Raw genomic sequence first — 10,780 nt, forward strand, 5'->3', positions numbered from 1 at the left:
TCGCCGTGCGGCGGCCGGGCCGAAGCTCTTCGGGGGCTGGGGTGACGTGCGGCGGCTAGGCGACCACGGCCGCCGGCTCGGCCTCGACCTCGGCATCCGCGCCGCGCCCGGCCAGCCGCTCGCGCCAGGCGGCCAGCACCGCCGGGTCGGTCGCGGGTGTGGCCAGGGAGACGATCACGTACGCGACCAGCGAGGACAGCAGCCCGTAGTAGACGGGCTCGTTCGCAAGGATGCCGTACGTCGCCATCAGCCCGACGACCGCGAGCCCGCCGACGACGACGGAGGCGAGCGCGCCGTGCACGGTCCCGCGCTTCCACAGCAGTCCGCCGAGGATCGGGACGAGCAGACCGCCGACGAGCAGGTTGTACGCGACGGTCAGCGCCTCGACGACGTTGTTGAGGGCGATGGCGGTACAGATCACGGCGATGCCCATCACGAGGATGAAGACCCGGTTCCCCTTGACCTCGTCGTGGTCGTCCCCCCGGGGGCGTACGGCCCCGCGCAGCTTGGCCCAGATGTCGTTGTTGGCGACGGTGGCGCAGGCGATGAGGGCGCCGGAGGACGTGGACATCACGGCCGCGAGGGCGGCGGCGAGCACCAGGCCCCGTACGCCGACCGGAAGCTCGTCCTTGACGATGGTCGCGAAGGCGGTGTCGGCGCTGGGCAGTGTCGGGTAGAGCACCTTGGCCGCCGTGCCGATGACGGCGCCGGCGAGGGCGTACACCAGGCAGTAGGTGCCGGCGACGGTGCCGCCCCACTTGGCGGTCGTGTCGCTGCGGGCGGTGAACACGCGCTGCCAGATGTCCTGGCCGATGAGCATGCCGAAGGTGTAGATCAGCACGTAGGTGAAGATCGTCTCGCCGCCGATGCCCAGCGGGTCGAAGTACTCCGTGGGCAGCTTGGCCTTCATCTCGCTGAACCCACCGGCCTTGATCACCGCGATGGGGAGCAGGAGCAGCAGCACGCCGACGGTCTTCACGACGAACTGCACCATGTCGGTGAGGGTGATCGACCACATGCCGCCGAGCGTGGAGTACGCGACGACGATCGAGCCGCCGATGATGATCGCGAGCGTCCGGTTCATGTCGAAGAGGACGTCGAAGATGGTGGCGTAGGCGATGGTCGAGGTGACCGCGAGCATCAGGGTGTACGCCCACATGACGACACCGGAGATGACGCCGGCCCGGCCGCCGTAGCGGAGGTCGAGCATCTCGGAGACGGTGTAGACCTTCAGGCGGGCGATGCGGGCGGAGAAGAAGACGGAGAGGGCGAGGAGGCCGAGGCCGATGGTGAACACCATCCAGGCGCCGGAGAGCCCGTACTGGTATCCGAGCCCGACGCCGCCGATGGTGGACGCGCCGCCGAGGACGATCGCGGCCATGGTCCCGGAGTACATCGCGGGGCCCAGGCGCCGTCCGGCCACCAGGAACTCACTCTTCGACTTGGCGCGGCGCATGCCCCACCAGCCCATGGCCAGCATGCCGGCCAGATAGACGACGATCACTGTGTAGTCGACGGCCATAGGGGGCCCTCCTTCGCGCACTCATCGGTGGCGTGTCGTGCAGATGGACGTGGGGACGCGGGCCGGGCGAGCGATACCCGGCCGGGAGTCCGGCAGCTGATCGCGGGGACATACGCCCGTACCCGCGGCTGCCGACGGCACTGACCTTAGGTGGCCGGAAGATGACTCTGAAGTGTACGTTTCATCCATCGCAGCCGATCCGGATGGAGGGAACGTCCACCGTGCCGGACACATCCACCACACCCGCCACATCGGCCACACCAGTCCCGCCTGTCCCACCCACCCCACCGGTCCCGCTGTCCGCCCTCCTGGCCCGGGAGGACCTCGGCCTGCGCCACATCGCGGGCCCCGTAGACCCGGACACGGTGATCCACTGGGCGCACACGTCGGAGATGGCGGACCCGTACCCGTATCTGCTGGGCGGTGAGCTGCTGCTGACCGCCGGGGTGCACATCCCGGAGGCGGCGGGCTCGGGCACCTACTTCGACGACTACGTCTCCCGGATCGTGGCAGCGGGCGGCGCGGCGCTCGGCTTCGGCCTGGCGCCGGTGCACGACACGGTCCCGCGCGCCCTGGTCGCCGCCTGCGACACCTACGGCCTGCCCCTGCTGGAGGTCCCGCCCCAGACCACCTTCTCGGGCGTGGCCCGCGCGGTGTGGCAGCTGATGGCCCAGGCCCGGCTGGCGGAGCTGCGGCGGGTCACGGAGGCTCAGCAGAGCCTGGCGGCGGCCGCCGCGCGCCCGGACCCGGTGGCGGCGGTGCTGCGGCAGCTGGCCCAGCGGGTGGGCGGCTGGGCGGTGCTGTACGGCCCGGAGGGCGCGGAGCTGGCCCGCGCGGGAAGAACACCGGAGGACGGCCCGGTGGCCGCACTCGGCGCCCTGGCCGCCGTCGTACGCCCCGGGCCGACCCGGCCCGCGGTCCCCCAGGGCCCCACTCCGCCCCCCACTCCCATCCCCACCCCCTCCTCCGCCACCGACACCGTGGGCGGCACCCATCTGGCCGCGTACGCCCTCGGCGGCGGGCGGGGCTTCGTCCTGGGGGTCGCGGCGCCGCGCCGGGACCCCGGGGACCACACCATCGCCTCCGTCGCGGCCGTCCTCCTGTCCCTCCTCACCGGGGAGCAGCAGAGCGGGAGCGGCTCGGCGCGCTCGGCGGCGCTCGTGCGACTCCTGCTGGGCGCCGCGCCCGAGGACGTGGCCCCGCTGCTCGGCGGGGACCGGTGGACCGTCGTGCACGCCCGCCCCGCGGCGGACGGCCCGGCGCCGGACGCCGTCGCCGCGTCCGCGCTGGGGGCCGCACTGGGCTCCGCGCTCATCGACACCGGTGGGAGTGTCGTACGCGTCCTCGTCCCCGGCGACCGCGAGCCGGCCGCGCAGAAGGGCTGGATCTGCGGGGTCAGCGCGGCGGTCGGCCCGCACGAGTGGGCGTCCGCCGACGGGCAGGCGGCCCGCGCCCTGGCCCGCGCCCGGGCGACCCGCACGCCCCTCGTCCGCCACGGCGAGCGACCCGCCCTGGCGGACCTCGTGCCCCCGGCCGACGCCGCGGCCCACGCGCGCGCCCTCCTCGCCCCCATCGCCGCCACCCCCGCCCTCACCGAGACCCTCCGCACCTGGCTCTCCCTGCACGGCAGTTGGGACCGCACGGCCGTCGCCCTCTCCGTCCACCGCAACACCGTCCGCCAACGCATCGCACGGTGTGCGGCGTTGCTGGAGGCGGACCTCGACGACGCGGACGTACGGATGGAGTTGTGGTTCGCACTGAGGGAAACCTGAGAACCCCGAAAACACACCCCCCTGCGTGACCCACATCCCACGGTTCAGGACAACCGCCCTCCCAGCGGAGCACCCCGGCACAATGGGAGGCATGCCGATATCCGGGACCCCCAGCCGCGCCGAGCTCGTCGACCACCTCGTGAAGACCCGTATCGCGGGCGACGTCGCCACGCCCCGCGAGAACAACCTCTCCCACTACCGCAAGCTCGCCAACGGCGACCGCAACTTCTGGCTCGGCCTGGAACTCGGCGACCGCTGGACCGACGAGCAGGACGTGCTCGCCGTGATGGCGGAGCGGTGCGGTGTGAACGACGACCCGGAGTACCGCTACGGCCAGGACACCATCGACCCCGAGCTGACCGTCGACGCCCTGGACCGGATGGCGGCGCGGCTGCGCAAGGCGGCGGACGGTGAGCAGCGGGTGCTGTTCGCGACCGGCCACCCCGGCGGCCTGCTCGACGTGCACCGTGCCACCGCCGCCGCGTTGCGCGGCGCCGGCTGCGAGATCGTCGTCATTCCGGACGGGCTGCAGACGGACGAGGGGTACGTCATGCAGTTCGCGGACGTGGCGGTGCTGGAGCACGGGGCCACGCTGTGGCACACCCACTCGGGCGAGCCGATGCGCGCGATCCTCAAGGGCCTGGAGGGCGCGGGCCACCCCCTGCCCGACCTGGTCGTCGCGGACCACGGCTGGGCCGGCTGCGCGGGCCAGCTCGGCATCGACTCCGTCGGCTACGCCGACTGCAACGACCCGGCCCTCTTCCTCGCCGAGTCCGAGGGCACGGTCCAGGTGACGGTCCCCCTCGACGACCACGTCACAAGCCCTCGGTTCTATGACCCGCTGACGGCGTATCTGCTCTCCGCGGCGACACTCGTCTGACGCCCACCGCAGGAACACGTGCGGCACGTTGCACGGGGGCGGCTACGGAAAGTAGCCGCATTTGTATGGCGAGTGTTCGGCGCGCTACGCGCCGTTGAGGCCTCGGCCCGACTCGGCCCCCGCGCCTCGTAACGGCGTTGACGATGCGACGGGACTCAACCGGGCGCCCGAAGGCACCGTCACCGGCCGGGACCCTGGTGTTAATTAGTCGACTTTCCAGAGAGCGCGCGTCGCAAGTAAAGGGCCCGAGGGGACTTGCCGCCACCCTTGAGCCTCTATTCCGAACGCGCACAAATAAATGAAACAGGGAGGGCCGGATTCAAAGGGATTGAAATCACCGGACAGCTTCGCGCGGCGACACGTCCGACGCCTCAGGGAAAGGTAAGCGGCGACATTAACGCACTTTATCGGGCGCTTGTTCATTCCCCTTTCGAACTATCGATCGGGCGGACATGCCGGCGAAGGCAGCCCGGGTCCACCGGTCGACACCGATCCGGATGTGATCGTTATTCACTCGTGCCGTTCACGTATGAGCGATGAACGAGGCGAACCACGGGACGAAATTCGCCTAGCGCGCCAAAAGGGACGTAAGGTTCGGCGTGACGGTCCGCGCCCCCTCCGCGACGGGGCGCGGTCAGGTCCGCCCCATGAATCCCTCCCCGGAGGGAAGCCTGCACCACGTTTCCTTGCCGCAGTGACCTTTTCGCAGCTCATGGTGTTTACTGGAAGTCGGTCTGAGCCTTGGTGGGTCCAGACCCTTTCCTGGAGGCTCCGGGGGTGGTTCCCCGGGGCCTCCTTGTTTTCCATAGCGTTCACATCCGCGCCCCACACCGCTCATCTGCGGGAAATTTCCAAGCGCATCTTTTTATATCCTTTCGGAATATCGGCATTCACACTTGACGGCCCTCCCTCCGCAAGACGGAGCGTAACCTCAACCGCACCCAACGGAGTCGGCGCGACAAAACCCTCCCGCGAGGGTTTGTTTTCCCTTCTCCCCGTGACCTCCGCTGTCGGGAAATTCCCGTCGCCGCACATGCGCGACTGGAGATTTCCGCGCGGGTGGAGGTAACTTGTCGATGTAACGCCTTCGCCTCGCGTCCGGACCTAAACCAGCCGGATGACCATGCGACGGAGAGGGCTCTGGACCCACCAGCCCGGGTGCGCCCGCCAGTCGGCGGACGCACCCGGCCCCCTGTTTTTCCCGAGCGGGAAGGACCTCAGAACCGATGCAGACCGCCGTCGCCGATGGCGTCGCCCTGCCGAAGACCCTCGTCACCCGGGCCATCGGCACCCCTCGACTGACACAGCGTCACCATCACGGCCTGTTACGGCCGTACGCCTCCGCTACGCCGTACGGTGCGGCCGGGGCGGGGGAGTGACCAATGCCTCCCAAAGTCGACGCCTTCCGCACCAGCGACGTCCTCAAAGGCCGTCAAGCGATGCCCGAGGGCAGCTTTCTCCACCACCTCCCCGGCAACACCTGGCCGTTGCTCGTCAGCACCTGGGGCCTGGACGCCCGTGTCTACGAACGTGACGAGGAGCTGCCGCTGGGACCGGGCGACGGAAACGTGTACATCGTCTTGGGCGGCTGCGTCCTCCAGGAGCGTTTCCCCTTCGGCGCCGGGGTCACCTCCACCAGGATCACGAGGTTCCGCGGCGTCGGCGAACTTCTCGGCGAGGCCAAGCTGATCGCCCCCGAGGCGTCGGTCACGACCGTCTGTCTGACCACCACCTGGGTCATGCCCTGCTCGGTGAAACGCATGAACCTCCTGCTGCGCCGACAGCAGGAAGCCCAACTGGCCTTGCTGCGCAGCCTGGAGGACCGCAACCGCAGCGACGAGATGATCTACTGCACCCCGACCCGCTCGCCCGTGCAGCGGGTCGGCGGCCTGCTGCTGCACCTGGCCGGGGCCGCCGGCCGGACGAACTCCGCCGACCCCGGCCACGTCACCATCCTGGGTCCGACCCAGCGAGACATCGCCGATGCGCTCCTGATGGGCGTCTCCACCGTCGAGAACGCGGTCCGCACCCTGCGCGAGACCCACGGCGTGATCACCAGCAGGTACCGGCAGTTCGTGGTGACGGACCTCCTCGCCCTTCGCGACATCGCCATGCCTTCGTAGGACCTGTCCGGCCGAGTCAACAACGACTTCCCGCAACGCCGCAGGGCCCCGTGCAGGGTCAGGCGCGCTCCCACGAACGGATCGGACCACGATGATCCTCAGCTCGACCACCCTGGCGGCCGGCGTCGGCTCCCCGGTGGTGGCCGCCCTGTCCGGCGCGGTCACGGCCACCCTCGCCCTCCTCGGGATCCGCCACGGCCGGCAGGTGTTCGCGTGGATGAAGAAGAACCGCGACACCGACGACAACGCCAAGGACCTCGACGACGCCGACAACTACCTCAAGGAGACCTTCGAGAAGCTGTGCGAGCTCGCCCAGAAGCCCTGCCGGGCCGGCGACCTCGCCCCGCTGAGGAGGCTGCGCAACCTCATCAAGGCGTCCGCCGATCAGCTGGAGGCGATCCGGGCCGAACTGCACGATGTGGCGGAGCACTTCGAGGGCTACCTCGCCACAGATCTCCCCCAGCTCACCAGCCCCGCAAGGGTGCCGCAAGCGGAGCTCGACGCGTACATGGAGCGCGCGATGAAGCAGGAGCACGCCCGCATGGAGCTGGAACGTGCCGTGAGCAGGGCCCAGCAGAGGATCCGGGTCCTGCGCAAGGCCTGACCACCCCCTGGCGGAAGCCGGACTACGGCCAGGGGTTCAGGCCCTCGTGGCGGCGTTGGGCGTAGCCCGGTGTCGGGTCGAGGTACACCCGGCTCACCACGGGGAACGCCTCTCGTAGTCGGGCCTCCGCCTGTTCGCAGGCCCATTCGATCTGGGCGGCGGTCGAGACGTCCCTGAAGTCGACCTTGGCCGCGACCAGCGCCTCGCGCGGCCCCTGTACGAGGGTCGTGAGCTCCAGTACGGCCTCGACGTGCTCCACGGCGAGCAGTTCGGCCCGGATCCGCTCCCGCATCGGCTTGGGGAGGGGGCGGCCGATCAGCAGCTCGGCGTTGGAGCGGCCGAGGACCCAGGCGACGTACAGCAGGAGGAGACCGATGCAGACAGACGCGATGCCGTCCCAGACGCCGGAGCCGGTGAGCTGTCCGCCGAGCAGGCCGCCCGCCGCGAGGACGAGGCCGATCAGGGCGGCCGAGTCCTCCAGGACCACGGCCTTCACGGCGGTGTCCGGGGTGTACCGGAGGTAGCGCTTGAAGGGCGCCCCCACACGCTCCGCCTCCCCGCGCGCCTGGCGTACGCCGGTGCGCAGGGAGTAGCTCTCCAGCAGGAAGGCGACCGCGAGCACGATGTACGAGACGAGGGGGTCGCCCGGCTCCTCGCCCGCGACGAGGGTGTGGATGCCGTCGTAGAGGGAGAACACCGCGCCGCCGACGAAGGTGGCGACGGCGGCGAGCATCGCCCAGATGTAGCGCTCGGGGCCGTAGCCGAGCGGGTGGTCCTCGTCGGCCGGTTTCTCGCTGCGCTTCAGCGCGGTGAGCAGCAGCAGCTCGGTGACCGTGTCGGCCACCGAGTGCGCGGCCTCGGACAGCATCGCGCTCGATCCGCTGATGACGCCCGCGACCGCCTTGGCCACCGCGATCCCGAGATTGGCGAGGGCGGCGACGATCACCGTGAAGGTGCTCTCGCCGCCGCCGTCGTCGTCCTGCTGTCCGGCTCCCGCTTCAGTCATGGCCATGCCCCAGTCTTACCGGGCCGGCCCCCCGTCAGTCTCACCGGGCAGGCCCGGTCCTACCGGGGGATGCGGACCACGCCCTCCTGGATCACCGAGATGGCGAGCCGTCCGTCCTGGGTGTAGATGCGGGCCTGGCCGAGGCCACGGCCTCCGGAGGCGGACGGCGACTCCTGGTCGTACAGCAGCCATTCGTCGGCGCGGAAGGGGCGGTGGAACCACATCGCGTGGTCCAGCGAGGCCCCGACGACATCCCCGGTCACCCAGCCGCCGCGCCCGTGCGCGAGCAGGATCGAGTCGAGGAGCGTCATGTCGGAGACGTAGGTGGCGAGGACGACATGGAGGAGGGGATCGTCGGCCAGTTTGCCGTTGGTGCGGAACCACACCTGGGAGTGCGGTTCGCGGGTCTCGCCGACCGTGCCGTACGGAGGCGCGTCGACGTAGCGCAGGTCGACGGACTCGCGCGCTTCGAGGAGCCGTTCGACGACGACCGGGTCCTTGATGACATCGGCGTACAGCGGCAGCAGTTCGGCGGCCGTGGGCAGCGTCTCCGGGTCGGGAGCGGGCGGCATCGCGGCCTGGTGCTCCATGCCCTCCTCGTACGTCTGGAAGGACGCGGAGAGGTGGAAGATCGGCTGCCCGTGCTGGATGGCGACGACGCGGCGGGTGGTGAAGGACCGCCCGTCGCGGATGCGGTCCACCGTGTACACGATGGGCGCGCCGGGGTCCCCCGGACGCAGGAAGTACGCGTGCAGGGAGTGCGCGTGCCGGTCCTCGGGGACCGTGCGCCCGGCGGCCACCAGTGCCTGCGCCGCCACCTGCCCGCCGAAGACGCGCGGGACGACGGCGGAGCGGGACTGGCCGCGGAAGATGTCCTGCTCGATCCGCTCCAGGTCGAGCAGATCGAGCAGGGACTCAAGTGCCTGACTCATGCGTCAGTTGTATCGTGCGGTTGTTTCCGGTGATCTTTCGCGGGCCTTACAGGCCCATGTCCTTCGCGATGATCGACTTCATGATCTCGCTGGTGCCGCCGTAGATACGGTTGACGCGGTTGTCCGCGTACAGGCGGGCGATCGGGTACTCGTTCATGAAGCCGTAGCCGCCGTGCAGCTGGAGGCAGCGGTCGATGACGCGGTGCGCGACCTCGGTGGCGAACAGCTTGGCGCTGGCCGCCTCGGCGGGGGTCAGCTCACCGGCGTCCAGGGCCTCGGTGGCCCGGTCGACGACGGCCTCGGCCGCGTCCACCTCGGCCTGGCAGGCGGCCAGTTCGAACTTGGTGTTCTGGAAGGCGGCGACGGGCTGGCCGAAGACGACCCGCTCCTGCACGTACTGCTTGGCGAACCGGACGGCGGCCTTGGCCTGCGCGTACGCGCCGAAGGCGATGCCCCAACGCTCGGAGGCGAGGTTGTGGCCGAGGTAGTAGAAGCCCTTGTTCTCCTCGCCGAGGAGGTCCTCGACCGGGACCTTCACGTCGACGAACGCCAGCTCGGCGGTGTCCGAGGTCTTCAGGCCGAGCTTGTCGAGCTTGCGGCCCACCGAGTAGCCCTCGGCCTTGGTGTCCACCACGAAGAGGGAGATGCCGTGGCGGCGGTCCTCCTTGGTGGGCGCGGAGGTGCGAGCGCAGACGATCATGCGGTCGGCGTGCACGCCACCCGTGATGAAGGTCTTGGCGCCGTTGAGGACGTAGTGCGTGCCGTCCTCGGAGAGCTTGGCGGTGGTCTTCATGCCCGCGAGGTCGGAGCCGGTGCCCGGCTCGGTCATCGCGATGGCCCACATCTCCTCGCCGGAGACGAACTTCGGCAGGAAGCGCTTCTTCTGCTCGTCGGTGGCGAGCAGCTTGATGTAGGGCAGGCCGAGCAGCACGTGCACACCGGAGCCGCCGAAGGAGACACCCGCGCGGGCGGTCTCCTCGTACAGGACGGCCTCGAACTTGTACGAGTCGATGCCCGCGCCGCCGTGCTCCTCGTCCACGCGGATGCCGAAGACGCCGAGCTCGGCGAGCTTGTAGTAGAAGTCGCGCGGCGCCTGGCCCGCGGCGAACCACTCGTCGTAGACGGGAACGACCTCGGCCTCTATGAAGGCCCGCAGGGTCTCCCGGAACGCCTCGTGGTCCTCGTTGAACACCGTACGGCGCACCGCCGGCCCCTCTCTGCGCCTGAACCGGCGCCGCTCTCGCGGATGTGGTTGCTCGCCGTCGGGGTTGCTCAATGGATGACTGAGACCCCTTGGCTAAGCGCTTGCTCAGCACTCAGGTTACCCGTCGGTCACGACGACCGTCCAGAGTCATCGGCCGCCCTGCCCCATGACGCTCGTCACGCCCGCCCCAGCCCGGCCGGCCCGGCCGGGCGAGAGCGCGCGAAGGCCGTCAACCTGTCCCACGATCACGGATCAGGGATCAACGCGCCCATGGGCCCCACCACTTGGGCGGCATCGGGTCGGCCGGTGCCGAAGTCGGCTGATCGGGGTGGAGGCCGAGCCGGCGCAGGGTGTCGGCGCGCACGCGGACGACGACCGTGCCGTGCCAGTGGCCGTCCGCCCGGACCCCGCACATGAGGTCGATCCGCACATCCCGTACGGCGAAGGGGTCCCAGTCGATGCCCCGGTCACGCAGTCAAACCGCCATCAGCCGCCCCGGCCGCGGGCAGCCGGGGACGTTCTCGAAGCGGAAGAGGGTCACCCAGTCGGAAGCCTGTTCGCTCATGGCCACGTGTCCGTTCATGGCCGCCATCATGGCGCAGGGGACAGAGCCGCCGCTCGCACAAAAACCCGTATGCACAAGAGCCCGCATGCGCAAGGGCCCGCATGCGCAAGGGCCCGCATGCGCAAGGGCCCGCATGCGCAAGGGCCCGCATGCGCAAGGGCCCGCATGCGCA

At 70.2% G+C, this 10,780-nt stretch carries 10 protein-coding genes; 5 read left to right on the plus strand and 5 right to left on the minus strand.

Annotation, left to right across the window (positions count from 1 at the left end; translation table 11 throughout):
* Positions 1–55: 55 nt before the first annotated feature.
* A complete protein-coding gene (locus KVT44_RS08860) occupies positions 56–1,522 on the minus strand; it encodes a sodium:solute symporter (RefSeq protein WP_217566619.1) in 1,467 nt (488 codons plus the stop codon).
* A gap of 203 nt (positions 1,523–1,725) precedes the next feature.
* Between KVT44_RS08860 and KVT44_RS08865 the strand changes: the two genes are divergently transcribed.
* From KVT44_RS08865 to KVT44_RS08885, 5 genes are all read left to right on the plus strand, one after another.
* Positions 1,726–3,294 carry a PucR family transcriptional regulator gene (locus KVT44_RS08865; RefSeq protein ID WP_217566620.1) on the plus strand — a complete coding sequence of 523 codons (1,569 nt, stop codon included), beginning with the start codon at positions 1,726–1,728 and terminating at the stop codon, positions 3,292–3,294.
* 91 nt (positions 3,295–3,385) lie between these two features.
* Positions 3,386–4,174, plus strand: coding sequence for a phosphatase (locus KVT44_RS08870; protein ID WP_217566621.1), 789 nt, complete (start codon positions 3,386–3,388; stop codon positions 4,172–4,174).
* A 1,226-nt stretch (positions 4,175–5,400) separates the two neighbouring features.
* The gene (locus tag KVT44_RS08875; protein ID WP_217566622.1) at positions 5,401–5,553 is read left to right on the plus strand and encodes a hypothetical protein; all 153 of its coding nucleotides are present in this window, start codon (positions 5,401–5,403) and stop codon (positions 5,551–5,553) included.
* Between the two features lie 3 nt (positions 5,554–5,556).
* The gene (locus KVT44_RS08880) at positions 5,557–6,297 is read left to right on the plus strand and encodes a Crp/Fnr family transcriptional regulator (RefSeq protein WP_217566623.1); all 741 of its coding nucleotides are present in this window, start codon (positions 5,557–5,559) and stop codon (positions 6,295–6,297) included.
* 91 nt (positions 6,298–6,388) lie between these two features.
* Entirely contained in the window at positions 6,389–6,901 is a 513-nt protein-coding gene (locus tag KVT44_RS08885; protein ID WP_217566624.1) for a hypothetical protein, read from the plus strand.
* 22 nt (positions 6,902–6,923) lie between these two features.
* On the opposite strand, the gene KVT44_RS08890 is transcribed toward KVT44_RS08885, so the two are convergent.
* From KVT44_RS08890 to KVT44_RS08905, 4 genes are all read right to left on the minus strand, one after another.
* A complete protein-coding gene (locus tag KVT44_RS08890) occupies positions 6,924–7,907 on the minus strand; it encodes a cation diffusion facilitator family transporter (protein ID WP_190169061.1) in 984 nt (327 codons plus the stop codon).
* A 59-nt stretch (positions 7,908–7,966) separates the two neighbouring features.
* Positions 7,967–8,839 (minus strand): acyl-CoA thioesterase II, encoded by an 873-nt coding sequence (gene tesB, locus KVT44_RS08895; protein ID WP_054232885.1) that lies wholly within the window; start codon positions 8,837–8,839, stop codon positions 7,967–7,969.
* Positions 8,840–8,885: 46 nt separating this feature from the next.
* Positions 8,886–10,043, minus strand: coding sequence for an acyl-CoA dehydrogenase family protein (locus KVT44_RS08900; protein WP_054232884.1), 1,158 nt, complete (start codon positions 10,041–10,043; stop codon positions 8,886–8,888).
* Between the two features lie 259 nt (positions 10,044–10,302).
* Positions 10,303–10,473: a hypothetical protein gene (locus KVT44_RS08905; protein WP_217566791.1), complete on the minus strand. Its 171-nt coding sequence runs from the start codon at positions 10,471–10,473 to the stop codon at positions 10,303–10,305.
* Positions 10,474–10,780 lie beyond the last annotated feature (307 nt).

The sequence above is a fragment of the Streptomyces sp. GbtcB7 genome (assembly GCF_019091445.1).
Taxonomy (GTDB): Bacteria; Actinomycetota; Actinomycetes; order Streptomycetales; family Streptomycetaceae; genus Streptomyces; species Streptomyces mirabilis.

Coding starts and splice junctions, on each gene's coding strand:
- KVT44_RS08860 (WP_217566619.1), bottom strand. CDS start 1,522: ATGGCCGTCGACTACACAGTGATCGTCGTCTATCTGGCCGGCATGCTG.
- KVT44_RS08865 (WP_217566620.1), top strand. CDS start 1,726: ATGGAGGGAACGTCCACCGTGCCGGACACATCCACCACACCCGCCACA.
- KVT44_RS08870 (WP_217566621.1), top strand. CDS start 3,386: ATGCCGATATCCGGGACCCCCAGCCGCGCCGAGCTCGTCGACCACCTC.
- KVT44_RS08875 (WP_217566622.1), top strand. CDS start 5,401: ATGCAGACCGCCGTCGCCGATGGCGTCGCCCTGCCGAAGACCCTCGTC.
- KVT44_RS08880 (WP_217566623.1), top strand. CDS start 5,557: ATGCCTCCCAAAGTCGACGCCTTCCGCACCAGCGACGTCCTCAAAGGC.
- KVT44_RS08885 (WP_217566624.1), top strand. CDS start 6,389: ATGATCCTCAGCTCGACCACCCTGGCGGCCGGCGTCGGCTCCCCGGTG.
- KVT44_RS08890 (WP_190169061.1), bottom strand. CDS start 7,907: ATGACTGAAGCGGGAGCCGGACAGCAGGACGACGACGGCGGCGGCGAG.
- tesB (WP_054232885.1), bottom strand. CDS start 8,839: ATGAGTCAGGCACTTGAGTCCCTGCTCGATCTGCTCGACCTGGAGCGG.